Annotated in this window: 12 protein-coding genes, 1 tRNA gene and 3 rRNA genes; 13 read left to right on the plus strand and 3 right to left on the minus strand. The window is 66.0% G+C overall.

Features of this window, described 5'->3' with window-relative positions:
• The first annotated feature begins 113 nt into the window (after window positions 1-113).
• Both dapB and ACLLJJ_RS30520 read left to right on the plus strand, forming a co-directional pair.
• Window positions 114-866, plus strand: a complete 753-nt coding sequence (gene dapB, locus ACLLJJ_RS30515) for a 4-hydroxy-tetrahydrodipicolinate reductase (RefSeq protein ID WP_434597308.1) — start codon at window positions 114-116, stop codon at window positions 864-866.
• A 14-nt stretch (window positions 867-880) separates the two neighbouring features.
• The gene (locus ACLLJJ_RS30520) at window positions 881-1,333 is read left to right on the plus strand and encodes a hypothetical protein (RefSeq protein WP_434597310.1); all 453 of its coding nucleotides are present in this window, start codon (window positions 881-883) and stop codon (window positions 1,331-1,333) included.
• Window positions 1,334-1,410: 77 nt separating this feature from the next.
• On the opposite strand, the gene ACLLJJ_RS30525 is transcribed toward ACLLJJ_RS30520, so the two are convergent.
• Window positions 1,411-1,968 carry a hypothetical protein gene (locus tag ACLLJJ_RS30525; RefSeq protein WP_434597312.1) on the minus strand — a complete coding sequence of 186 codons (558 nt, stop codon included), beginning with the start codon at window positions 1,966-1,968 and terminating at the stop codon, window positions 1,411-1,413.
• A gap of 109 nt (window positions 1,969-2,077) precedes the next feature.
• Entirely contained in the window at window positions 2,078-2,317 is a 240-nt protein-coding gene (locus ACLLJJ_RS30530) for a hypothetical protein (protein WP_283522700.1), read from the minus strand.
• Window positions 2,318-2,493: 176 nt separating this feature from the next.
• Between ACLLJJ_RS30530 and thyX the strand changes: the two genes are divergently transcribed.
• From thyX to ACLLJJ_RS30570, 8 genes are all read left to right on the plus strand, one after another.
• Window positions 2,494-3,264 (plus strand): FAD-dependent thymidylate synthase, encoded by a 771-nt coding sequence (thyX, locus tag ACLLJJ_RS30535; RefSeq protein ID WP_434597314.1) that lies wholly within the window; start codon window positions 2,494-2,496, stop codon window positions 3,262-3,264.
• A gap of 214 nt (window positions 3,265-3,478) precedes the next feature.
• Window positions 3,479-4,378 (plus strand): 4-hydroxy-tetrahydrodipicolinate synthase, encoded by a 900-nt coding sequence (gene dapA, locus ACLLJJ_RS30540; protein ID WP_434597317.1) that lies wholly within the window; start codon window positions 3,479-3,481, stop codon window positions 4,376-4,378.
• 112 nt (window positions 4,379-4,490) lie between these two features.
• Window positions 4,491-6,176, plus strand: a complete 1,686-nt coding sequence (locus ACLLJJ_RS30545; protein ID WP_434597319.1) for a ribonuclease J — start codon at window positions 4,491-4,493, stop codon at window positions 6,174-6,176.
• A gap of 525 nt (window positions 6,177-6,701) precedes the next feature.
• Window positions 6,702-8,226, plus strand: a 16S ribosomal RNA gene (locus ACLLJJ_RS30550).
• A gap of 303 nt (window positions 8,227-8,529) precedes the next feature.
• Window positions 8,530-11,652: ribosomal RNA gene (locus ACLLJJ_RS30555) — 23S ribosomal RNA — on the plus strand.
• 74 nt (window positions 11,653-11,726) lie between these two features.
• Window positions 11,727-11,843: ribosomal RNA gene (gene rrf / locus ACLLJJ_RS30560) — 5S ribosomal RNA — on the plus strand.
• The 16S, 23S and 5S rRNA genes sit together here, the layout of an rRNA operon.
• A 98-nt stretch (window positions 11,844-11,941) precedes the next feature.
• Window positions 11,942-12,622, plus strand: coding sequence for a DegT/DnrJ/EryC1/StrS family aminotransferase (locus tag ACLLJJ_RS30565; RefSeq protein ID WP_434597321.1), 681 nt, complete (start codon window positions 11,942-11,944; stop codon window positions 12,620-12,622).
• Window positions 12,623-12,688: 66 nt separating this feature from the next.
• Window positions 12,689-12,761 (plus strand) — tRNA-Thr (locus tag ACLLJJ_RS30570).
• A 64-nt stretch (window positions 12,762-12,825) separates the two neighbouring features.
• On the opposite strand, the gene ACLLJJ_RS30575 is transcribed toward ACLLJJ_RS30570, so the two are convergent.
• Window positions 12,826-15,489 (minus strand): SpoIIE family protein phosphatase, encoded by a 2,664-nt coding sequence (locus ACLLJJ_RS30575; RefSeq protein ID WP_434597324.1) that lies wholly within the window; start codon window positions 15,487-15,489, stop codon window positions 12,826-12,828.
• Window positions 15,490-15,766: 277 nt separating this feature from the next.
• On the opposite strand from ACLLJJ_RS30575, the gene ACLLJJ_RS30580 reads away from it, so the two are divergent.
• The 3 genes from ACLLJJ_RS30580 to ACLLJJ_RS30590 all read left to right on the plus strand — a co-directional run bounded on the left by ACLLJJ_RS30580 (window position 15,767) and on the right by ACLLJJ_RS30590 (window position 25,206).
• Window positions 15,767-21,259, plus strand: a complete 5,493-nt coding sequence (locus ACLLJJ_RS30580) for a HAMP domain-containing protein (protein ID WP_434597327.1) — start codon at window positions 15,767-15,769, stop codon at window positions 21,257-21,259.
• A 244-nt stretch (window positions 21,260-21,503) separates the two neighbouring features.
• Window positions 21,504-22,193, plus strand: coding sequence for a response regulator (locus ACLLJJ_RS30585; RefSeq protein WP_434597330.1), 690 nt, complete (start codon window positions 21,504-21,506; stop codon window positions 22,191-22,193).
• Between the two features lie 235 nt (window positions 22,194-22,428).
• Window positions 22,429-25,206 (plus strand): DNA translocase FtsK, encoded by a 2,778-nt coding sequence (locus ACLLJJ_RS30590; RefSeq protein ID WP_434597332.1) that lies wholly within the window; start codon window positions 22,429-22,431, stop codon window positions 25,204-25,206.
• The last annotated feature ends 84 nt before the right edge of the window (window positions 25,207-25,290 follow it).

Raw genomic sequence — 25,290 nt, forward strand, 5'->3', positions numbered from 1 at the left:
GCAGGTCGGGCCGGTCCGGCCGGTCCGAGCGACCGTTCGGGCCGGCCTGATCGTTCGGGTCGATCGGAAAGTCGCCCGGGTCGTTCGGAAAGACGTCTGGAAAGAGGCAAGCAATGAGCAAGCTGCGTGTGGCCGTTCTCGGTGCGCAGGGCCGTATCGGCTCCGAAGCGGTACGGGCCGTCGAGGCCGCGGACGACATGGAGCTGGTGGCGGCCCTCGGCCGGGGCGACAAGCTGGAAGCCCTCGCTGAGGCCGGCGCCCAGGTCGCCGTCGAGCTGACCACCCCCACCTCGGTGATGGGCAACCTCGACTTCTGTGTGCGCCACGGCATCCACGCCGTCGTCGGCACCACCGGATGGACCGACACACGCCTCGCGCAGCTCGGCTCGTGGCTCGACGCCAACCCGCGGACCGGTGTGCTCATCGCGCCCAACTTCTCCATCGGCGCGGTCCTCACCATGAAGTTCGCGCAGCAGGCCGCGCCGTACTTCGAGTCCGTCGAGGTCATCGAACTGCACCACCCGAACAAGGCCGACGCCCCGTCCGGCACCGCGACCCGTACCGCGCAGCTCATCGCGGCGGCGCGCGCGCAGGCCGGCAGCGCCCCTCAGCCCGACGCCACCACCACGGCGCTGGACGGCGCCCGTGGCGCGGACGTGGACGGTGTCCCCGTGCACTCGGTGCGCCTGCGCGGCCTCCTGGCCCACCAGGAGGTCCTCCTCGGCGGTGAGGGCGAGACCCTCACCATCCGGCACGACTCCCTGCACCACAGCAGCTTCATGCCGGGCATCCTGCTCGGCGTGCGCCGCGTGGTGACCACTCCCGGCCTCACCTTCGGCCTGGAAAACTTCCTCGACCTGAACTGACGGCACGAACAGCCATGCGCGCAAAGATCACGTACTTCACCCTCGCCGCCGTCCTGATCGTCTACTTCGTCCTGGTCGGCACCCGCGGTTACCTGCTCATTCGGGAAGGCACCCTGCTGACCGTCACCTTCGGGGTGGCGGTGCTGATCCTGCCCGCCATCGGCCTCTGGTTCCTGTGGCACACCACGCAGTTCGCCCGCAAGGCGAACCTGCTGGCCGTCGAGCTGGAAGCCGAAGGCGGTCTGCCGGTGGACGAGTTGGTACGTACGCTGGGCGGGCGCATCGACCGTGACTCCGCCGACGAGGTGTTCGCCCGGCGCCGCGCGGAGACCGAGGACACGCCGGACGACTGGCGCTCCTGGTTCCGACTCGCGGTCGCGTACCACGACGCACGGGACACCCCGCGGGCGCGCAAGGCGATGCAGCACGCGATCGCCCTGCACGACAGCAGGGCGGTACGCGCGTAGGAGCACGCGCGGACCTGGCATACACGCGAATGGGGGGCGCCCGGTCGGACGCCCCCCATTCGCCTGCTCTGCGCGGCTCAGACGGGCCGGTACTCGTCGCTCCAGGCCTCAACCGTGTCGGCCGCCCGGTCGAAGGCCTCGACCCGCGACAGGAAGTCCGCGTTGTGATCGGTGAGCAGCTGCAGCGGTTCACCACCGGGTCGTACGAGGACCAGCGCCTGGCCCTGCACGGCGCGCGGCAGCCCGAGCCAGCGGACCGGCTGCTGGACCGTACGCACGGTCGACGCCCGGTCCCACGCCACGGTGGTCGTTACGAAGAAGCTCACGCGACGCAGCCCGTGCCGACTGACCCAGGCACCGACGCGCAGCAGCCGCAGGGCGCAGGCAATCACCACGACGGCGATGCCCATACAGATCCCGGCGCCCGGCAGGGCGCCGGTAAAGGCAATGGTCATCGCGGCCAGCAGAACGAACGACGCCAGCAACAACAGAAGGGCCGCCGCTCCCACGCGCCACGGCCCGGGACGGTAGGGCCGTCGCCATTGGTCATGGTCGTCGAAAGGCAGCGCAACATCTCCGGCCGTCTCACCGGGCGCTTCAAAAACACGGTCGGCCGTCAGGAAGGGCAGGGGCACGACTGATCCTCACTCACCAGCACGCTCGATTCGGCTGTGCCCGGTGAGGCTACCGAGGCGGTCTTCGCCGGGCCACCTCAGGGGGGCCGGAAGAGTCACCGACCACGATTCACCGCCCTTCGGCGGCTTCGGACTTCTGCGTCGCGGCGGGAGACTGTGCGGGATCGAGGGCGGGAAGCCCGAAAAGCAACGATCCGACCAGTCCGGCGACGACGGTCATGCCGATCAGCACACTGCCGAAGCGCTGCGAGGCGCTGGCACGTTCGCGAGGAGGTGGGGTGACATTACTGCGGAATCGGTCGGCCTCGGCAACGAATGCGAAGGGGACGGACTCTCGCCGGCGCAGCATGGGGCGGCTCCTTAAATCTTTCACGGGGGGTGTCTACAGGTACAGACGTATAAAACGGCTGCTTGGTGCCCGATTTCCCGGAATTGGCAGAAGAATGTCCGAGTGGCCCAACGGGATCGGACGGGCCGTCGGGACCGGCGCCGCGCCGTAGAGTGTGCGTCGCCCGAGCGACGCAAATGGAAGGACCCCCGCAGGTGACTGTGACCCCTGACGGCACCCCCGCCGAGACCGCCAAGCCCACGTTCCGCAGCGAAGTCACCGTAGAGCTGGTGAAGCACACCGCGGGCGACTCCGACGTGCTGTGGGCCGCCCGCGTCTCCACCGCGGGCGAGCAGTCCCTGGAGGAGCTGTCGAAGGACCCGGAGCGCTCCAAGGGGCTCATCAACTACCTGATGCGGGACCGCCACGGCAGCCCCTTCGAGCACAACTCGATGACCTTCTTCATCAGCGCCCCGATCTTCGTCTTCCGCGAGTTCATGCGGCACCGCGTCGGCTGGTCGTACAACGAGGAATCCGGTCGCTACCGGGAGCTCGACCCGGTCTTCTACGTACCCGGAGCGTCCCGCAAGCTCGTCCAGCAGGGCCGTCCCGGCAAGTACGAGTTCGTCGACGGCACCGAGGCCCAGCAGGAGCTCACCGGCCGCGCCATGGAGGACTCGTACCGTCAGTCGTACGACGCCTACCAGGAGATGCTCGCCGCCGGCGTCGCCCGTGAGGTGGCCCGCGCGGTCCTCCCCGTCGGTCTCTACTCCTCGATGTACGCGACGTGCAACGCGCGCTCGCTGATGCACTTCCTCGGCCTGCGCACCCAGCACGAGCTGGCGAAGGTCCCGTCCTTCCCGCAGCGCGAGATCGAGATGGTGGGGGAGCAGATGGAGGCGCACTGGGCCGGACTCATGCCCCTCACGCACGCCGCGTTCAACGGCAACGGGCGGGTCGCGCCGTAGTCCTGAGCAGGCTCCACGGAGGTCCTGGGCACAGATGTGCGGGGTAGCCGCCCGAAGTGTCCGTATTGCGACACTTCGGGAATTTCATCTAGGCTGATCAAAGGGACCCGGCACTGCTTGAACCCCCGAGCAAGCAGTGCCGGGTTCTTGTTCAGACACGTCTCACGTCCCCCGAGGGGACATCAGGCGATGAGCAGCGAGTAGCGTGTTACCCATGGCTCCGATCTCCACTCCGCAGACCCCCTTCGGGCGGGTCCTCACCGCCATGATCACGCCGTTCACGGCTGACGGCGCACTCGACCTCGACGGTGCCCAGCGCCTCGCGGCCCATCTGGTGGACGCAGGCAACGACGGCCTGATCGTCAACGGCACCACTGGTGAGTCCCCGACCACCAGCGACGCGGAGAAAAACGACCTGGTACGGGCTGTGGTCGAAGCCGTCGGAGACCGGGCCCACGTGGTGGCCGGCGTCGGTACCAACGACACCCGCCACAGCATCGAGCTGGCCGGCGCGGCCGTGCGGATGGGCGCCCACGGCCTCCTCGCAGTGACGCCGTACTACAACAAGCCCCCGCAAGAGGGGCTGCTCCGGCACTTCACGGCCATCGCCGACACCACTGAGCTTCCGGTCATGCTCTACGACATCCCCGGCCGCAGCGGCGTCCCGATCAACACCGAGACGCTCGTCCGGCTGGCCGAGCACCCGCGGATCGTCGCCAACAAGGACGCCAAGGGCGACCTCGGCCGCGCCAGCTGGGCCATCGCGCAGAGCGGCCTGGCCTGGTACTCCGGCGACGACATGCTGAACCTCCCGCTCCTGTCCGTCGGCGCCTGCGGCTTCGTCTCGGTGGTCGGCCACGTGGTCACGCCCGAGCTGCGAGCCCTGCTGGAGGCCTTCCTCTCCGGCGATGTCCGGAAAGCGACCGAGGTCCACCAGCGGCTGCTGCCGGTCTACACCGGCATGTTCCGCACCCAGGGCGTCATCACCACCAAGGCCGCGCTCGCCCTCCAGGGTCTGCCCGCCGGCCCGCTGCGCCTGCCCCTCGTCGAGCTCACGCCGGAGGAAGAAGCGCAGCTCAAGAGGGACCTCGCGGCCGGTGGCGTACAGCTCTGATCACAGACTTCACAACTGAATACGCACATCCACCCAGACAACAGCAAGTGCACGAATGTCATACGCGCCACGTGCCTCAGCGGTACGTGGCGTGTGTGGTGAGGAGAGTCTTTTGAGTCATCCGCATCCTGAACTCGGTACGCCGCCGAAGCTTGCGAAGGGCGGTCTGCGCGTCACACCGCTCGGCGGCCTCGGCGAGATCGGCCGCAACATGACGGTCTTCGAATACGACGGCCGGCTGCTGATCGTCGACTGCGGCGTGCTCTTCCCCGAGGAGGAGCAGCCAGGAATCGACCTGATCCTGCCGGACTTCACGTCCATCAAGGACCGCCTCGACGACATCGAAGGCATCGTGCTCACGCACGGCCACGAGGACCACATCGGTGGTGTCCCGTTCCTGCTGAGGCTGAAGCAGGACATCCCGCTGATCGGCTCCAAGCTGACCCTCGCGCTGATCGAGGCGAAGCTGCAGGAACACCGCATCCGCCCGTACACCCTTGAGGTCACCGAGGGACAGCGGGAGCGCGTGGGCCCCTTCGACTGCGAGTTCGTCGCGGTCAACCACTCGATTCCGGACGCGCTGGCCGTCGCCATCCGCACCCCGGCGGGCATGGTCGTCCACACCGGCGACTTCAAGATGGACCAGCTTCCGCTGGACGGTCGCCTGACCGACCTGCGCGCCTTCGCCAGGCTCGGCGAGGAGGGCATCGACCTCCTGTTGTCGGACTCCACGAACGCCGAGGTCCCGGGCTTCGTACCGCCCGAGAAGGACATCGCGAACGTCCTGCGGCAGGTCTTCGCGAGCGCCCAGAAGCGCATCATCCTGGCCAGCTTCGCCAGCCATATTCACCGCATCCAGCAGGTCCTCGACGCGGCGCACGAGAACGGCCGCAGAGTCGCCTTCGTCGGCCGCTCGATGGTCAGGAACATGGGCATCGCCCGCGACCTGGGGTACCTGAACGTCCCGGCCGGCCTCGTCGTCGACGTCAAGACACTCGACGACCTCCCGGCCCACCAGGTCGTGCTGGTCTGCACCGGCTCGCAGGGCGAGCCGATGGCCGCGCTCTCACGCATGGCCAACCGGGACCACCAGATCCGCATCGTCCAGGGCGACACCGTCATCCTGGCCTCGTCGCTGATCCCGGGCAACGAGAACGCGGTGTACCGCGTGATCAACGGTCTGACCCGCTGGGGCGCCGACGTCGTTCACAAGGGCAACGCCAAGGTCCACGTCTCGGGCCACGCCTCGGCCGGCGAGCTGCTGTACTTCTACAACATCTGCAAGCCGAAGAACCTGATGCCGGTCCACGGCGAATGGCGCCACCTGCGCGCCAACGCCGAGCTGGGAGCCCTCACGGGTGTCCCCAAGGACCACATCGTCATCGCGGAGGACGGCGTGGTGGTCGACCTGGTCGACGGCCGCGCGAAGATCGTCGGGAAGGTCCAGGCAGGCTATGTGTACGTCGACGGCCTGTCGGTCGGCGATGTCACGGAGTCCTCTCTGAAGGACCGCCGCATCCTCGGTGACGAGGGGATCATCTCGGTCTTCGTCGTGGTCGACAGCACCACGGGCAAGATCGTGAAGGGCCCCGACATCCACGCACGAGGCTCCGGCATCGACGATGCGGTCTTCTTCGCCGTGATCCCCAGGATCGAAGAGGCCATCGCCAAGTCGGCCGCCGACGGCGTCGCCGAGCCCCGCCAGCTCCAGCAGCTGATCCGCCGCTCGGTGGGCAAGTGGGTCTCCGACACCTACCGCCGGCGCCCGATGATCCTGCCCGTCGTCGTCGAGGTCTGACGCCGACACTGGAGCGGGGCCCCGATTTGCATCGAGGAGCCCCGCTCCAGTACGTTTACGTCTCCACCTGAACGGGAACCGGGCACATTCGTGTGTCGGAGTCAGCCCGACCGGGTCGGGAATTCCGACTCAGAACTTCTGATAAAGTCGGAATCGCCGGAAAGGGAAACGCGAAAGCGGGAACCTGGAAAGCGTCCCGCCGACGGGGAATCGGACACGAAAGCGTCTGATAGAGTCGGAAACACGAAATACCGAAGGGAAGCGCCCGGAGGGCCCCGTGAAAAGGGACCAAAGGAAGCGTCCGTTCCTTGAGAACTCAACAGCGTGCCAAAAGTCAACGCCAAATGTTGATACCCCGGCCCATCTTTACTGGTGGGTTGGTGGTTCCTTTGAAAAAGACCTGGACGGCCCCCGCTCTGGCGGGGGTGCGATCAGGCAACACTAGCGAGGACGCTGTGGACGACACGCCTTATTCCGGTTGTGTTGTCCCGCTCGTCGTGTGTGTCTCCCGATTACGGGAAAACATTCACGGAGAGTTTGATCCTGGCTCAGGACGAACGCTGGCGGCGTGCTTAACACATGCAAGTCGAACGATGAAGCCTTTCGGGGTGGATTAGTGGCGAACGGGTGAGTAACACGTGGGCAATCTGCCCTTCACTTCGGGACAAGCCCTGGAAACGGGGTCTAATACCGGATAATACTTTCTGCCTCATGGTGGGAAGTTGAAAGCTCCGGCGGTGAAGGATGAGCCTGCGGCCTATCAGCTTGTTGGTGGGGTAATGGCCTACCAAGGCGACGACGGGTAGCCGGCCTGAGAGGGCGACCGGCCACACTGGGACTGAGACACGGCCCAGACTCCTACGGGAGGCAGCAGTGGGGAATATTGCACAATGGGCGAAAGCCTGATGCAGCGACGCCGCGTGAGGGATGACGGCCTTCGGGTTGTAAACCTCTTTCAGCAGGGAAGAAGCGCAAGTGACGGTACCTGCAGAAGAAGCACCGGCTAACTACGTGCCAGCAGCCGCGGTAATACGTAGGGTGCGAGCGTTGTCCGGAATTATTGGGCGTAAAGAGCTCGTAGGCGGCTTGTCACGTCGGTTGTGAAAGCCCGGGGCTTAACCCCGGGTCTGCAGTCGATACGGGCAGGCTAGAGTGTGGTAGGGGAGATCGGAATTCCTGGTGTAGCGGTGAAATGCGCAGATATCAGGAGGAACACCGGTGGCGAAGGCGGATCTCTGGGCCATTACTGACGCTGAGGAGCGAAAGCGTGGGGAGCGAACAGGATTAGATACCCTGGTAGTCCACGCCGTAAACGTTGGGAACTAGGTGTTGGCGACATTCCACGTCGTCGGTGCCGCAGCTAACGCATTAAGTTCCCCGCCTGGGGAGTACGGCCGCAAGGCTAAAACTCAAAGGAATTGACGGGGGCCCGCACAAGCAGCGGAGCATGTGGCTTAATTCGACGCAACGCGAAGAACCTTACCAAGGCTTGACATACACCGGAAAGCATCAGAGATGGTGCCCCCCTTGTGGTCGGTGTACAGGTGGTGCATGGCTGTCGTCAGCTCGTGTCGTGAGATGTTGGGTTAAGTCCCGCAACGAGCGCAACCCCTGTTCTGTGTTGCCAGCATGCCCTTCGGGGTGATGGGGACTCACAGGAGACCGCCGGGGTCAACTCGGAGGAAGGTGGGGACGACGTCAAGTCATCATGCCCCTTATGTCTTGGGCTGCACACGTGCTACAATGGTCGGTACAATGAGCTGCGATACCGCAAGGTGGAGCGAATCTCAAAAAGCCGGTCTCAGTTCGGATTGGGGTCTGCAACTCGACCCCATGAAGTCGGAGTTGCTAGTAATCGCAGATCAGCATTGCTGCGGTGAATACGTTCCCGGGCCTTGTACACACCGCCCGTCACGTCACGAAAGTCGGTAACACCCGAAGCCGGTGGCCCAACCCGTAAGGGAGGGAGCTGTCGAAGGTGGGACTGGCGATTGGGACGAAGTCGTAACAAGGTAGCCGTACCGGAAGGTGCGGCTGGATCACCTCCTTTCTAAGGAGCATTTCTTACCGGCTTCGGCTGGTCAGAGGCCAGTTCATCGGCGAACGTCCGGTGCTGGTTGCTCATGGGTGGAACGTTGACTATTCGGCACGGTTTTTGTTCTCTCACAAGTACTGCTTCGGCGTGGAAAGTGGGAGGGAGGGAACCGGGTCGGGCACGCTGTTGGGTATCTGAGGGTACGGGCTTCGCAGCCTGAACCTTCGCGATGCCGGCCCCAGTGAACTCCGCTGTATAGCGGGGGTGATGGGTGACTGGTCGTTGCTTGAGAACTGCACAGTGGACGCGAGCATCTGTGGCCAAGTTTTTAAGGGCACACGGTGGATGCCTTGGTACCAGGAACCGATGAAGGACGTGGGAGGCCACGATAGGCCCCGGGGAGCTGTCAACCGAGCTTTGATCCGGGGGTGTCCGAATGGGGAAACCCGGCAGCCGTCATGGGCTGTCACCCATACCTGAACACATAGGGTATGTGGAGGGAACGCGGGGAAGTGAAACATCTCAGTACCCGCAGGAAGAGAAAACAACCGTGATTCCGGGAGTAGTGGCGAGCGAAACCGGATGAGGCCAAACCGTATGCGTGTGATACCCGGCAGGGGTTGCGTGTGCGGGGTTGTGGGAGTTCTCTTTCATCGTCTGCCGGCGATGAGACGAGTCAGAAACCGTTGGTGTAGGCGAAGGACATGCGAAAGGTCCGGCGTAGAGGGTAAGACCCCCGTAGCTGAAACATCAACGGCTCGTTTGAGAACCACCCAAGTAGCACGGGGCCCGAGAAATCCCGTGTGAATCTGGCGGGACCACCCGTTAAGCCTAAATATTCCCTGGTGACCGATAGCGGATAGTACCGTGAGGGAATGGTGAAAAGTACCGCGGGAGCGGAGTGAAATAGTACCTGAAACCGTGTGCCTACAAGCCGTGGGAGCGTCGCTGTATGTGCTTGCACATACAGTCGTGACTGCGTGCCTTTTGAAGAATGAGCCTGCGAGTTTGCGGTGTGTTGCGAGGTTAACCCGTGTGGGGAAGCCGTAGCGAAAGCGAGTCCGAATAGGGCGGTTTAGTAGCGCGCTCAAGACCCGAAGCGGAGTGATCTAGCCATGGGCAGGTTGAAGCGGCTGTAAGAGGTCGTGGAGGACCGAACCCACCAGGGTTGAAAACCTGGGGGATGACCTGTGGTTAGGGGTGAAAGGCCAATCAAACTCCGTGATAGCTGGTTCTCCCCGAAATGCATTTAGGTGCAGCGTCGTGTGTTTCTTGCCGGAGGTAGAGCACTGGATAGGCGATGGGCCCTACCGGGTTACTGACCTTAGCCAAACTCCGAATGCCGGTAAGTGAGAGCACGGCAGTGAGACTGTGGGGGATAAGCTCCATGGTCGAGAGGGAAACAGCCCAGAGCATCGACTAAGGCCCCTAAGCGTACGCTAAGTGGGAAAGGATGTGGAGTCGCACAGACAACCAGGAGGTTGGCTTAGAAGCAGCCATCCTTGAAAGAGTGCGTAATAGCTCACTGGTCTAGTGATTCCGCGCCGACAATGTAGCGGGGCTCAAGCGTACCGCCGAAGTCGTGTCATTCGTACACATATCCCCAACGGGAGTGCGGATGGGTAGGGGAGCGTCGTGTGCCGGGTGAAGCCGCCGCGTAAGCGAGTGGTGGACGGTTCACGAGTGAGAATGCAGGCATGAGTAGCGATACACACGTGAGAAACGTGTGCGCCGATTGACTAAGGGTTCCTGGGTCAAGCTGATCTGCCCAGGGTAAGTCGGGACCTAAGGCGAGGCCGACAGGCGTAGTCGATGGACAACCGGTTGATATTCCGGTACCCGCTTTGAAACGCCCAGTACTGAACCCATTAATGCTAAGGCCGTGAAGCCGTCCTGGAGCCTTCGGGCAAAGGGAAGTGGTGGAGCCGCCGGTCCAAGGTGGTAGTAGGTAAGCGATGGGGTGACGCAGGAAGGTAGTCCAGCCCGGGCGGTGGTAGTCCCGGGGTAAGGGTGTAGGGCGTTGTCCAGGTAAATCCGGATGACATGTGCCTGAGACCTGATGCCGAGCCGATTGTGGTGAAGTGGATGATCCTATGCTGTCGAGAAAAGCCTCTAGCGAGTTTCATGGCGGCCCGTACCCTAAACCGACTCAGGTAGTCAGGTAGAGAATACCGAGGCGTTCGGGTGAACTATGGTTAAGGAACTCGGCAAAATGCCCCCGTAACTTCGGGAGAAGGGGGGCCATCACTAGTGATCGGACTTGCTCCGTGAGCTGGGGGTGGCCGCAGAGACCAGCGAGAAGCGACTGTTTACTAAAAACACAGGTCCGTGCGAAGCCGTAAGGCGATGTATACGGACTGACGCCTGCCCGGTGCTGGAACGTTAAGGGGACCGGTTAGTGCACCTTCGGGTGTGCGAGGCTGAGAACTTAAGCGCCAGTAAACGGCGGTGGTAACTATAACCATCCTAAGGTAGCGAAATTCCTTGTCGGGTAAGTTCCGACCTGCACGAATGGCGTAACGACTTCTCGACTGTCTCAACCATAGGCCCGGTGAAATTGCACTACGAGTAAAGATGCTCGTTTCGCGCAGAAGGACGGAAAGACCCCGGGACCTTTACTATAGTTTGATATTGGTGTTCGGTTCGGCTTGTGTAGGATAGGTGGGAGACGTTGAAGCATGCACGCCAGTGTGTGTGGAGTCAATCTTGAAATACCACTCTGGTCGTGCTGGATGTCTAACCTCGGTCCGTGATCCGGATCAGGGACAGTGTCTGATGGGTAGTTTAACTGGGGCGGTTGCCTCCTAAAGAGTAACGGAGGCGCCCAAAGGTTCCCTCAGCCTGGTTGGCAATCAGGTGTTGAGTGTAAGTGCACAAGGGAGCTTGACTGTGAGACCGACGGGTCGAGCAGGGACGAAAGTCGGGACTAGTGATCCGGCAGTGGCTTGTGGAAGCGCTGTCGCTCAACGGATAAAAGGTACCCCGGGGATAACAGGCTGATCTTCCCCAAGAGTCCATATCGACGGGATGGTTTGGCACCTCGATGTCGGCTCGTCGCATCCTGGGGCTGGAGTCGGTCCCAAGGGTTGGGCTGTTCGCCCATTAAAGCGGTACGCGAGCTGGGTTTAGAACGTCGTGAGACAGTTCGGTCCCTATCCTCTGCGCGCGTAGGAATATTGAGAAGGGCTGTCCCTAGTACGAGAGGACCGGGACGGACGAACCTCTGGTGTGCCAGTTGTCCTGCCAAGGGCACGGCTGGTTGGCTACGTTCGGAAAGGATAACCGCTGAAAGCATCTAAGCGGGAAGCCTGCTTCGAGATGAGTATTCCCACCACCTTGAGTGGTTAAGGCTCCCAGTAGACGACTGGGTTGATAGGCCAGATGTGGAAGCCCGGTAACGGGTGGAGCTGACTGGTACTAATAGGCCGAGGGCTTGTCCTCAGTTGCTCGCGTCCACTGTGTTAGTTCTGAAGTAACGAACTGTGCATACACCGGTTTGGTTAACTTCATAGAGTTTCGGTGGTCATAGCGTTAGGGAAACGCCCGGTTACATTTCGAACCCGGAAGCTAAGCCTTTCAGCGCCGATGGTACTGCAGGGGGGACCCTGTGGGAGAGTAGGACGCCGCCGAACAATTATTCAACGCTGGTCCCAGAACTTCGGTTCTGGGACCAGCGTTTTTTTATGCCCGGTCACTTGTTGTTCACGTTGTGCGGCCACGATTCCGAGGTATGGGGACGATCGGAATGCTGAAGTCCGCAGGTGTCGGTGCCGGCGACGAGGTCATCTTGTCGGCTTACGGGAACGTCGAGGTGGCAGAGGCGGTGGTCGCGGTGCGGGCGCTGCCGGTGTTCGTGGACATCGACCCGGACAGCTACTGTCTGGATGCGGGCGCGGCTGCGGCCGCTGTGACTTCGCGTACGGCGGCCGTCGTGGCCGTACCTCGATTCGGCTGCCCGGCCGACCTGGGGTGGCTTCAGGATCTGGGGCGCAGGCGCGGGCTCCTGGTATTGGAGCAGCCCGACGGGGTCGGCGCCGACGGGAGCGCGTTGGTTCAACGGCGTGCCCAGGCCGCGTACTTCGACGAGAGACTCACCGGGGTTCGTACTCCGGTGGCTCGCGCAGGGCACACGTATCAGCAGTACGTCGTGCGGGTCCCCGGCAATGGGCGGCCCGACCGTGACGCGTTCGCGCGCGCTGTGCGGCGCAAGGGCGTGGACTGCCAGGTGCCCGTGAAGACGCCCGTGCACCGGCTGCCTGGACTTCGGCAGGAGGTCTGTCTGCCCGAGACCGAACGCGCCGCGGACGAGACTCTGGCGCTGCCGGTCGGCGGCGGGTTGTCGCGGCGGGACCTCCAGCGCGTCGTGTCGGCGTGCAACGCGCTCGGGGGACTTCTTCAGCCTGCCTTCTGAGGAACGGGCGGTTTCGAAACACGCGCAGACTCGGGTATGATCTATCCCGTTGCCACAGAGCAACAGGCCCCAATAGCTCAGTCGGTAGAGCGTCTCCATGGTAAGGAGAAGGTCTACGGTTCGATTCCGTATTGGGGCTCAGTACGAAAGGCCCCCGCCTGTTGGCGGGGGCCTTTCGCGTACCCACTGAGCCTCTGGAGGGCCTACTGCGCGTGCAGTTCGGGGACGCGCATGGCGAGGATGGCCATGTCGTCGGAGGCCGGTTCCGCCGCGAAGCGCTCGACCGCGCGCAGGATGCGGGCGGCCACCGCGCCGGCCGTCAGGCCCGTGCAGGTCGCGAGGACTTCGGCCAGGCCGTCGTCGCCGAGCATGCGGGTGCCCTCACGGCGCTCGGTGACGCCGTCCGTGACGCACAGGAGCACGTCGCCGGGGTCCAGGGTGACGGTCTGCTCGTACAGCTCCAGGTCCTCCATGACGCCCAGCAGCGGCTGCGGTTCGGCGGCGGCCTCGACCGAGCCGTCCTGGCGCAGACGCAGTGGCAGCGGATGGCCCGCGCAGACGATCTTGAGGATGGAGCTGCCGTCCTCCTGGGGCCACAACTCCCCGTACAGGAGCGTCAGGAAGCGGCTGCGGGCTCCCTCGTCGAGGATCGCCGCGTTGAGGCGCTCCAGGACGGCCGGGCCGGAGAAGCCCTCGCGGGCGAGCAGCCGCAGGGCGTGGCGCGCGAGGCCGGTGACGGCGGCCGCCTCCGGCCCCGTACCGCAGACGTCGCCGATGGCGAAGCCGTACGCCCCGTCGCGGATCGGGAAGAGGTCGTAGAAGTCGCCGCCGACCTCGTTGCCCTCGCCCGCGGCGCGGTAGATGACCTCGACCTCGACGTTCGGGACGTGCGGCAACTCGGGCGGCAGCAGGCTGCGCTGGAGGGACTGGCTGATGGCCATGCGCTCGGAGTACAGGCGCGCGTTGTCGAGGGCGAGTGCGGCACGGCGGGAGAGGTCCTCGGCGAGCTCCAGGATCTCCTGGCGGAAGTGGTCGTCGGTGGGCTTGCCGAGGGTGAGCATGCCGATGACACGATTGCGGGCGACCAGCGGCAGGACGACGGTCTCGCCGCCGACCGCCGCGGCGGTGGCGAGCGTGGTGCCGATGCCCGAGCCGAGCTGCGGGGTGGAGCCCAGGCCGAGGCTGCGCATGGACGTGCGGAGTGCGGACTGGTGGGCCGCCTCGCTCGGGGCGGTCCAGATGCGGGCGCCCGGCGTCGGCACCGGGTCCGGCGGGGCGATCTTGGACAGCAGGGCCTTGAGCCCGTCGATGCGCTCCTCGTCCTCGTGGAGCACGTAGGAGAGGTACGGCTCGGAGGACTGGTCGGCGATGGTGTAGACGGCGCACCAGGTGGCGAGCGTGGGCACGGTCATCTGGGCCATCAGCGCGAGGGTCTGGTCGCGGTCGAGGGTGCCGGCGAGGAGATCGGAGGCCTCGACGAGGAACGAGAGCGAACCGCGGCGCAGTCGCTCCAGCTCGCCCAGCCGCGCGGACTCGACGGCCAGCGCGATGCGGTCGGCCGCGAACTGCAGGCGCAGGGCCTCTTCGTTGGAGTAGCGGCCCGCCGCCTCGGCGGCGACGCCGAGGGACCCGGTGAGGCGGCCCTCGACCTTCAGCGGGACGGTGACGACGGAGCGCATGCCGGTGCCGCTGAGGAGCGGTACGGCGCCGGGGACGGCCGTGAGGTCCTCGTGGACGGCGGGCATCCTGGCGGAGCCGTAGCGGCCGGTGCCGGCCTCCACGGGGACGCGGGCGAAGCGCTGGCGGGCGGAGGGCAGGCCCGTGGTGGCCCGCACCTCCAGCTCCGTCTCGTCGTCGGTCGCGAGCAGCAGGAACGCCGAGTCGGCGTCAAGCATGTCGCGGGCGCGCTCCACGGTGCGTTGGAGAAGACCGTCGAGGTCGTCAGGGGCGGGGGAGCCGATGAAGACCTCGAAGGGGTCCGCGGCGCGGCTGTCGGTGAGCCCGCCACCGGGGGTGTCCGTGGGGGTGCGCTGGGGGGACTGGATGACCGCGCGCTCCGCGTCGCGCACCAGCAGACAGACCGTGGACGGCTCGCCGTTCACGTCCCGGACCCGCAGATGGGACGCGTAGACGGCGATGACGCGGCCGTCGGAGCTGCGGATGCCGTAACTGCCCTCCCAGCGGGACAACTGGAGGGCGTCGGCGATGCCTGTGGCGATGCCGGGGGTGTGCGGCCAGGCGGCGAAGTCGGTGAGCTGCTTGCCGGTGACCTGCTCGGCGTCGTAACCGAAGAGCTCGGCCGCGTCCTCGTTCCAGGCGCGGATGGCCCCGGTGCGGTCGATCTGGACGACGGCGACGCGGACCCGGCCGTCGGCGACCGGGAGCAGCTCGACGGGGAGCACGGGACCGGCGGAGCGTATGCCGACGGGGCGGTCGGGGAGGTCGAGTTGGAACCAGACCTGCTTCGTGCTGGGCGCGTATTCGACGCCCCACCGGGAGGCGAGGGCCGCGCAGAGCAGGAGGCCGCGGCCGCCTTCGCGGTCGGGGCTGCCAAAGTGCTGGGAGGTCCCCTGGAGGGGCACCTCGCGCTCGGGGTAGCGGTCGGCCACCTCGACGCGTACGCCCTCTTCCGTGCGCAGACAGAGCACGTCGGCGGTGGTGCCCGCGTGCACCACCGCGTTGGTGACCAGTTCGCTGGTCAGCACGACCGCGTCGTCCACGATGTCGGAATAGCCCCACCCCTGAAGGGTGTCCCGCACAAAGGCACGGGCGGTCGCGACCGACCGCCCGACGGGGTCGAAGCTGGCAGCGGCCCGCGCGGTGATCACAACGCTCCTCGTTCGTGTCTCGACGCCCGGTTCTGCCATGGTCGGCCCGCCCCTCCGGTGCCCGGTGGTGGATCTCACGTCACCGCCCCCGCCGGGCGGACCGGGGCGGCTGGACAGCCGGATGCCAGGTTACTTACCTTCGCAGTCCGTGCGGATGCCGGTCACCAGTGTTTCCGCCCTCAAGGTGCGGGGAGGGTGTGCGAAGCTGCCGAACTGTTATGGCCGGGTTCGGCCAGGGTGAAACACTGGGAAAGCTTCGGGAGAAGCACCGGTGTGTAAGCCGGTGAGTACGGTCGACCCCTGCGGGAGGGACACGGTGGAGTCTGGCGCAGCCGCGCGGAGCACGACTACGCGCGCAAAAGGCGGACGGTCCCGGAGCAATGGGACAACCGAAGTGGACACAGCGGCCCTGAATAGGCTGCTGGCGGCACTGGTAACGATGAGAGACGGCAACTTCCGTAAGCGCCTGACGGTGTCGGGCGACGGGGTGATGTCCGAAATTGCGGCTGTTTTCAACGAGGTCGCCGACCGGAATCTGCATCTGACCGGTGAGATCGCCCGGGTGCGTCGCATGGTCGGGCGTGAGGGAAAACTGGCCGAACGGCTGGAAACGGGCGCCTGTGAAGGCTCTTGGGCCACCGCGATCGATGCCTCGAACGAGTTGGTCGACGACCTCGTACGACCGGTCTCCGAGGTCGGACGGGTGCTTTCGGCGGTCGCCGACGGCGATCTGGACCAGCGGATGGAACTGCGCTCGCAGGTCCCCGAGGGGTCGGGACACCCGCTGCGCGGGGAGTTCCTGAAGGTCGGACGCACGGTCAACAACCTCGTCGACCAGCTCTCCGCGTTCACCGACGAGGTCACCCGGGTTGCCCTGGAAGTGGGTACCGAGGGCAAGCTGGGCGGTCAGGCCCAGGTTCGCGGAATGTCCGGTTCGTGGAAAGATCTCACGGATTCGGTCAACACCATGGCCTACCGGCTCACCGCTCAGGTACGTGACATTGCTCTCGTCACGACAGCGGTCGCCAAGGGCGATCTGTCACGCAAGGTCACCGTGCATGTGGCCGGCGAGATGCTGCAGCTCAAGAACACCGTCAACACGATGGTCGACCAGCTCTCCTCCTTCTCGTCCGAGGTCACCCGCGTCGCACGCGAGGTCGGTACCGAAGGCGAACTGGGCGGTCAGGCCCAGGTGCCCGGTGTGGCGGGCGTGTGGAAGGACCTCACCGATTCCGTCAACCTCATGGCCGGGAACCTGACGGCGCAGGTGCGCGGGATCGCCGAGGTGACCACCGCGGTCGCCAACGGCGACCTGTCCCGGAAGGTCACGGTGAGCGCCCGGGGCGAGGTCGCCCAGCTGGCCGAGACCATGAATCAGATGACCGAGACGCTGCGTACGTTCGCGGACGAGGTCACTCGGGTCGCGAGCGAGGTCGGCGGCGAGGGTCTGCTCGGCGGTCAGGCGCAGGTGCCGGGCGCGGCGGGGACGTGGAAGGACCTCACCGACTCGGTGAACACCGTCTTCCGCAACCTCACCACGCAGGTGCGGGACATCGCGCAGGTGACGACGGCGGTCGCCAACGGTGACATGTCGCAGAAGGTCACCGTCGATGTCGCGGGCGAGATGCTGGAGTTGAAGAACACCGTCAACACGATGGTGGACCAGCTCCAGTCCTTCGGCTCCGAGGTCACCAGGGTGGCGCGCGAGGTCGGCGTCGAGGGCCTGCTCGGCGGTCAGGCGCAGGTGCCGGGCGCGGCGGGGACGTGGAAGGACCTCACCGACTCGGTGAACACGGCCTTCCGCAACCTCACCGGTCAGGTGCGCAATATCGCGCAGGTGACGACGGCGGTCGCCAACGGCGATCTGTCGCAGAAGGTCACCGTGGACGTCTCCGGCGAGATGCTGGAGTTGAAGAACACGGTCAACACGATGGTGGACCAGCTGTCCTCGTTCGCCGACCAGGTGACGCGCATGGCGCGTGACGTGGGTACGGAGGGCCGCCTCGGCGGCCAGGCCCGGGTGGACGGCGTCAGCGGTACCTGGAAGGAACTGACCGACTCCGTCAACTTCATGGCGGGGAACCTGACTTCGCAGGTGCGTCAGATCGCCCAGGTGACGACGGCGGTCGCTCGTGGTGACCTGTCGCAGAAGATCGACGTGGATGCGCGCGGCGAGATCCTGGAGCTGAAGAACACCATCAACACGATGGTCGACCAGCTGTCCTCGTTCGCCGACCAGGTGACCCGGGTGGCCCGGGGTGTGGGGACGGACGGCCGCCTCGGCGGTCAGGCACAGGTGCCCGGCGTCGCCGGTGTGTGGCGCGATCTGACCGATTCGGTGAACGGCATGGCGGGGAATCTGACCGCTCAGGTCCGTAACATCGCGCAGGTCGCGACGGCGGTCGCTCGTGGTGACCTGTCGCAGAAGATCGACGTGGATGCGCGTGGCGAGATCCTGGAGCTGAAGAACACCCTCAATACGATGGTCGACCAGCTGTCGAACTTCGCGGAGCAGGTGACCCGGGTGGCCCGCGAGGTGGGCACCGAGGGCATGCTCGGCGGCCAGGCGGAGGTCCAGGGCGTCAGCGGCACCTGGAAGGACCTCACCCAGTCCGTCAACTTCATGGCGAACAACCTGACTTCGCAGGTGCGCAACATCGCCGAAGTGACTACGGCGGTCGCCAAGGGCGATCTGTCGAAGAAGATCACCGTTGATGCCAAGGGTGAGATCCTGGAACTGGTGACGACCGTCAACACGATGGTCGACCAGCTGTCCTCGTTCGCCGACGAGGTGACGAGGGTCGCGCGTGAGGTGGGTACCGAGGGCATCCTCGGCGGCCAGGCCCGGGTGCGTGGAGTCACCGGCATCTGGAAGGACCTCAGCGACAACGTCAACCTGATGGCGAACAACCTGACGTCGCAGGTGCGCAACATCTCGCAGGTCTCGGCGGCGGTCGCCAACGGAGACCTGACCAAGAAGGTGACGGTCGAGGCGCGCGGCGAGGTCGCGCAGCTCGCCGATACGGTCAACACCATGGTGACGACGCTGTCCTCGTTCGCCGACGAGGTCACCCGGGTGGCCCGCGAGGTGGGCACCGAGGGCGAACTCGGCGGCCAGGCACGCGTTCCTGGAGTGTCCGGTACGTGGAAGGACCTCACCGAGTCGGTGAACTCGATGGCGTCCAACCTCACCGGCCAGGTGCGCCAGATCGCCATGGTCACCACCGCCATCGCCAAGGGCGACCTGACCAAGAAGATCGACATTGACGCTCGCGGCGAGATCCTGGAGCTGAAGACCACCATCAACACGATGGTCGACCAGCTGTCGTCGTTCGCCGAGCAGGTGACGCGAGTAGCCCGTGAGGTGGGTACGGACGGCCAGTTGGGCGGGCAGGCGCGGGTGCGTGACGTGGACGGCACCTGGCGCGACCTGACCGAGTCGGTGAACGAGATGGCGGGCAACCTGACCCGTCAGGTGCGCGCGATCGCCGCCGTGGCCACCGCGGTGACCCGCGGTGATCTCAATCTGAAGATCGACGTCGACGCGGCGGGCGAGATCCAGGTCCTGCAGGACAACATCAACACGATGATCGCCAACCTGCGCGACACCACCCTGGCCAACAAGGAACAGGACTGGCTCAAGGGCAACCTGGCGCGGATCTCCGGCCTGATGCAGGGCCGCCGCGACCTCGACGACGTGGCCTCGCTGATCATGAGCGAGCTCACCCCGGTGGTCTCGGCGCAGCACGGGGCGTTCTTCCTGGCGCTGAGCAGGCAGGTGGCCGCCGAGGTCGGCGCCGACGCGGACAGTGCGTACGAGCTGCGCATGCGCGGCAGTTACGGCTACTCGTCGGGCTCCATGCCGACCTCGTTCAAGCCGGGCGAGACACTCATCGGCACCGCCGCCGAGGAGAAGCGGACCATCCTGGTGGACAACGTGCCGGCGGGCTATCTCAAGATCTCCTCCGGCCTTGGCGAGTCCCCGCCCGCGCATGTGATCGTGCTGCCGGTGCTCTTCGAGGGGAAGGTTCTCGGCGTGATCGAGCTGGCATCCTTCCAGCCCTTCACCCAGATCCAGAAGGACTTCCTGAACCAGATCGCCGAGATGATCGCGACGAGCGTCAACACGATCAGCGTCAACTCGAAGACCGAAGTGCTGCTTGAGCAGTCCCAGGAGCTGACCGAGCAGCTGCGTGAGCGCTCGGAGGAGCTGGAGAACCGGCAGCGGGCGCTCCAGGTGTCCAACGCCGAACTGGAGGACAAGGCCGAGCTGCTGGCGCAGCAGAACCGCGACATCGAGGTGAAGAACACCGAGATCGAGGAGGCCAGGCAGGTGCTTGAGGAGCGTGCCGAGCAGCTCGCGGTCTCGATGCGCTACAAGTCCGAGTTCCTGGCGAACATGTCGCACGAACTGCGGACGCCGCTCAACTCGCTGCTCATTCTGGCCAAGTTGCTCGCCGACAACGCCGAGGGGAATCTCTCGCCGAAGCAGGTGGAGTTTGCCGAAACGATCCACGGAGCCGGTTCCGATCTGCTCCAGCTGATCAACGACATCCTCGACCTGTCGAAGGTCGAGGCGGGCAAGATGGACGTCAGCCCGACCCGGATCGCGCTGGTCCAGCTTGTCGACTACGTGGAGGCGTCCTTCCGGCCGCTCACCGCGGAGAAGGGCCTGGACTTCTCCGTCCGGGTCTCTCCGGAGCTGCCGGCGACGCTGCACACCGACGAGCAGCGGCTGTTGCAGGTCCTGCGCAACCTGCTGGCCAACGCGGTGAAGTTCACCGACACGGGCGCCGTCGAGCTGGTCATCAGGCCGGCCAGCGCCGATGTGCCCAACGCGATCCGTGAACAACTCCTTGAGGCAGGCTCGCTGCGTGACGCGGACGCCGATCTCATCGCCTTCTCGGTGACCGACACCGGCATCGGTATCGCGGCGAGCAAGATGCGGGTGATCTTCGAGGCGTTCAAGCAGGCCGACGGGACGACCAGCAGGAAGTACGGCGGTACGGGTCTTGGGCTGTCCATCAGCCGGGAGATCGCCCGGCTGCTCGGTGGCGAGATCCACGCTTCCAGCGAGCCGGGCCGCGGCTCCACCTTCACGCTGTATCTGCCGCTGCACCCGAGCGAACTGCCCCCGCAGGGCTACCCGCAGCTGTCGCCCGGCGGTCTGGAACCGCTGCGCGGGAGCGCCAACGATGACGGTTCACTGGTGGACGCCCTTCCGCCGGTCGACCCGGACTCCCGATCCGGCTCCTCGCAGCCCGGTTCCCCGGGGCTGTTCAGGCGCCGCCGCAAGGGGCTGGGCGGCTCCGGGCATCTGCCCGCACTGTCCGCGGGCAAGTCGGCCGCGGCGCCCGCGGCGCAGTCCGCACAGGAGCCCTGGGAGATGATGAGCCAGTCGACGACGCCCGAGCCCCGTCGCGGCATCCGGTTCAGCCATGAGAAAGTGCTGATCGTCGACGACGACATCCGCAATGTCTTCGCGCTCACCAGCGTGCTGGAGCAGCACGGTCTCTCCGTGCTGTACGCGGAGAACGGCCGCGAGGGCATCGAAGTCCTCGAACAGCACGACGATGTGACGGTCGTGCTGATGGATATCATGATGCCGGAGATGGACGGCTATGCGACGACCACGGCGATCCGAAGGATGCCGCAGTTCGCGGGCCTGCCGATCATCGCGTTGACCGCCAAGGCGATGAAGGGCGACCGGGAGAAGGCCATTGAGGCCGGTGCTTCCGACTACGTTACGAAGCCGGTCGATCCCGATCATTTGCTGTCGGTGATGGACCAGTGGATGCGTGGAGAGTGATCGTTGGTTGTGCGAAAGTGAGCTGGTTGCTGACTGACTGTGGCCGGAGGCGTGTGAGGGCGCGGTATTCGGGGAACCTTCTGTTCTCCCACCGCGTTTCTGCTACGTACACGGTGACATAGCGGTGACTGGGTGTGGCGACAGGCGGGGTGCGGCTAGCATGACCGGCACAAGGACGGGCGACGCAAGAGAGTCGTCCCCTGGGGCGGCGCCCGGTGCAGTGCCGGGACGAGGAGGACGGGCCATGGTGCAGAAGGCCAAGATCCTCCTGGTCGATGACCGGCCGGAGAATCTGTTGGCGCTGGAGGCCATCCTCTCTGCGCTCGATCAGACACTGGTACGGGCATCGTCAGGGGAGGAAGCGCTCAAGGCGCTGTTGACGGACGACTTCGCGGTCATTCTGCTGGACGTTCAGATGCCGGGTATGGACGGTTTCGAGACCGCGGCCCACATCAAGCGGCGAGAGCGGACCCGGGACATCCCGATCATCTTTCTCACCGCCATCAACCACGGCCCGCACCACACCTTCCGGGGTTATGCGGCCGGCGCGGTGGACTACATCTCGAAGCCCTTCGACCCGTGGGTGCTGCGCGCCAAGGTTTCGGTGTTCGTCGAGCTGTACATGAAGAACTGCCAACTGCGGGAGCAGGCCGCGCTGCTGCGCCTTCAGCTGGAAGGCAGCAGCCGGGCGGGCGGTGCGGGCGACGTAAAGGAGCCTGCCGGGCTCCTCGCCGAACTCTCGGCGCGGCTCGCGGCCGTTGAGGAGCAGGCCGAGGCGCTCTCCAAGCAGCTCGACGACGATTCGGCCGACGCGGCGGCCGTCGCCACCGCGGCTCACCTGGAGCGCAAACTGACGGGTCTGCGCCGGGCGCTCGACGCGCTCGAACCGGGCACCGGCGGCAATGTGCCGCCCCCGCTGTCCGCGCAGAACTGACGCACGGAAGCGGCAAGCAGGCCCACGCCCGGGGTCGCCACCGGGAATTGACGGTCGGACCGACACGCGGGGCCGATGCCCGGGACCGGGCAACCGGCCCCGGTGCCCGCCCTGACGCCCGCCTGAGCAGGCGTCAGCGCGGGCGTCAGTCACGGGCCTCCCGCGGCACGACACGAACGGGTGAAGCAGTAGGCACACGTGTCCGCCGGGGTCCGCACAGGTAACCTCTAGCCCCATGGCCTCACGTACGTCCGGCAAGGGCTCCCAGGGCACGGCGGGCACCGCGAAGCCGCGCGCCGGCCGTACAACTGGCGCCGCGAAGAAGGCAGCGCCCGCCAAGAAGATCGCGCCCGCGAAAAAAGCGCCCACGAGTAAGGCCCCCGTCAAGAAGGCGGTGGCCAGGCCCGCGCCCAAGGCCGCACCGTCCCCCACCGGGGGCGTGTACCGACTGGTGTGCGCCGTCTGGCTGGGCATGGCGCACGGCGTGGGCGCGATGTTCCGCGGCATAGGGCGGGGCGCGAAGGGACTCGACCCCGCGCACCGCAAGGACGGCCTGGCGCTGCTGCTGCTCGGCCTCGCGCTGATCGTCGCGGCCGGCACCTGGTCCCAGCTGCGCGGCCCGGTCGGCGACCTCGTCGAGATGCTGGTGACCGGCGCCTTCGGCCGACTCGACCTGCTGGTGCCGATACTGCTCGGCGTCATCGGCGTGCGGGTGATCCTCTATCCCGAGAAGCCCGAGGCCAACGGCCGGATCGTGATCGGGCTCTCCGCGCTCGTCGTCGGCGTGCTCGGCCAGGTCCACATCGCGTGCGGCTCACCGGGCCGCGCCGACGGCACCGAGGCGATGCAGGACGCGGGCGGGCTGATCGGCTGGGCCGCCTCGATGCCGCTGATCTTCACGATGGGCGAGGTCCTCGCCGTACCGCTGCTTCTGCTGCTGACCCTCTTCGGGCTGCTCGTCGTCACCGCGACGCCGGTCAACGCGATCCCGCAGCGGTTGCGACTTCTCGGCGTGAAGCTGCGGATCATAGAGCCGCTGCCGGGTGAGGACGGGACCGAGGACGACGAGCGCTACGACGAGCAGTGGCGCGAGGCGCTTCCCGAGAGCGCGCGCCGTCCTTCCTCGCGCCGGAGTGAAGCGCCCGAGGTGTACGACGCGGAGCAGGCCGAGGATGAGGCGCTCACCCGCCGGCGGCGGCCTCGCAGAGCCTCCGTGCAGTCCGACTCCGCCCGCCCCCTGGACGCCGTCGACGTGGCGGCGGCAGCCGCCGCGGCGCTCGACGGCGCCGTGCTGAACGGGCTGCCGCCCTCGCCGCTGGTGGCGGATCTGACGCAAGGGGTGTCCACCGAGCGTCCCGCAGCCGTGCCCGGCGCGCGGGAATCGGGGGGAGAGCCCGAGGCGACACCCGCGCCCACGCGCGCGGCCGACGCGGGCCCGCCCGCCCGCCCGCAGGTGGCGGACCGGACCAAAGCGCGTCCCGACGAGTCCCAGTCCCAGCCGCTGCCGCCCCGGGCCGAGCAGCTTCAGCTGGCCGGGGACATCACGTACTCCCTGCCCTCGCTCGACCTGCTGGAGCGCGGCGGGCCCGGCAAGACGCGCAGCGCCGCCAACGACATCGTCGTCGCCTCACTGACCACCGTCTTCACAGAGTTCAAGGTCGACGCGGCGGTCACCGGCTTCACCCGGGGGCCGACCGTCACGCGGTACGAGGTGGAGCTCGGCCCGGCCGTGAAGGTCGAGCGCATCACGGCGCTGGCCAAGAACATCGCCTACGCCGTCGCCAGTCCCGACGTACGCATCATCAGCCCCATCCCCGGTAAGTCCGCCGTCGGTATCGAGATCCCCAACACCGACCGCGAGATGGTCAAGCTCGGCGACGTGCTGCGGTTGGCGGACGCGGCCGAGGACGACCATCCGATGCTGGTCGCGCTCGGCAAGGACGTCGAGGGCGGCTATGTGATGGCCAACCTCGCGAAGATGCCGCACGTGCTGGTCGCGGGCGCCACCGGCTCCGGAAAGTCCTCCTGCATCAACTGCCTGATCACCTCGGTGATGGTCCGGGCGACCCCGGAGGACGTGCGGATGGTGCTGGTCGACCCCAAGCGCGTCGAGCTCACCGCGTATGAGGGCATCCCGCACCTGATCACCCCGATCATCACCAACCCCAAGCGCGCGGCCGAGGCGCTCCAGTGGGTGGTGCGGGAGATGGACCTGCGCTACGACGACCTCGCGGCGTACGGCTACCGGCACATCGACGACTTCAATCAGGCCGTGCGGAACGGGAAGATCAAGTCGCCCGAGGGCAGCGAGCGGGAGCTGACGCCGTATCCGTATCTGCTGGTGATCGTCGACGAGCTCGCGGATCTCATGATGGTCGCGCCGCGCGATGTCGAGGATTCCATCGTCCGCATCACCCAGTTGGCCCGAGCCGCCGGCATTCATCTGGTGCTCGCCACCCAGCGGCCGTCCGTGGACGTCGTCACCGGCCTGATCAAGGCCAATGTGCCCTCCCGGCTCGCCTTCGCGACCTCGTCGCTGGCGGACAGCCGGGTCATCCTCGACCAGCCGGGCGCCGAGAAGCTGATCGGCAAGGGTGACGGTCTGTTTCTGCCGATGGGTGCGAACAAGCCGACCCGTATGCAGGGCGCGTTCGTGACGGAGGACGAGGTCGCGCTGATCGTCCAGCACTGCAAGGACCAGATGGCTCCGGTCTTCCGGGAAGACGTCGTGGTCGGGACCGCGAAGAAGAAGGAAATCGACGAGGACATCGGCGATGACCTGGACCTTCTGTGCCAGGCGGCCGAGCTGGTCGTCTCCACGCAGTTCGGCTCGACTTCGATGCTCCAGCGAAAACTGCGTGTCGGTTTCGCGAAGGCGGGCAGGCTCATGGATCTGATGGAGTCACGGAACATCGTCGGCCCCAGCGAGGGGTCGAAGGCACGCGATGTCAACCTGAAACCGGACGAACTGGATGGCATGCTGGCCGAGATCCGGGGCGAGTCTCACCCGTAAGAGATCGCCGAGCAACCGTTTCTGTTGTTCGTACGTCAAGTTGAGGGGAGGGGAGCGGCACATGGTCCAGCCATCGGGCTGTCA

This window comes from Streptomyces sp. A5-4 (assembly GCF_051131715.1).
Taxonomy (GTDB): Bacteria; Actinomycetota; Actinomycetes; order Streptomycetales; family Streptomycetaceae; genus Streptomyces.

Excerpts from the sequence above, each read along its gene's own strand:
- dapB (WP_434597308.1), top strand. The coding sequence starts at position 114 with ATGAGCAAGCTGCGTGTGGCCGTTCTCGGTGCGCAGGGCCGTATCGGC.
- ACLLJJ_RS30520 (WP_434597310.1), top strand. The coding sequence starts at position 881 with ATGCGCGCAAAGATCACGTACTTCACCCTCGCCGCCGTCCTGATCGTC.
- ACLLJJ_RS30530 (WP_283522700.1), bottom strand. The coding sequence starts at position 2,317 with ATGCTGCGCCGGCGAGAGTCCGTCCCCTTCGCATTCGTTGCCGAGGCC.
- thyX (WP_434597314.1), top strand. The coding sequence starts at position 2,494 with ATGGAAGGACCCCCGCAGGTGACTGTGACCCCTGACGGCACCCCCGCC.
- dapA (WP_434597317.1), top strand. The coding sequence starts at position 3,479 with ATGGCTCCGATCTCCACTCCGCAGACCCCCTTCGGGCGGGTCCTCACC.
- ACLLJJ_RS30565 (WP_434597321.1), top strand. The coding sequence starts at position 11,942 with ATGGGGACGATCGGAATGCTGAAGTCCGCAGGTGTCGGTGCCGGCGAC.
- ACLLJJ_RS30575 (WP_434597324.1), bottom strand. The coding sequence starts at position 15,489 with ATGGCAGAACCGGGCGTCGAGACACGAACGAGGAGCGTTGTGATCACC.
- ACLLJJ_RS30585 (WP_434597330.1), top strand. The coding sequence starts at position 21,504 with ATGGTGCAGAAGGCCAAGATCCTCCTGGTCGATGACCGGCCGGAGAAT.
- ACLLJJ_RS30590 (WP_434597332.1), top strand. The coding sequence starts at position 22,429 with ATGGCCTCACGTACGTCCGGCAAGGGCTCCCAGGGCACGGCGGGCACC.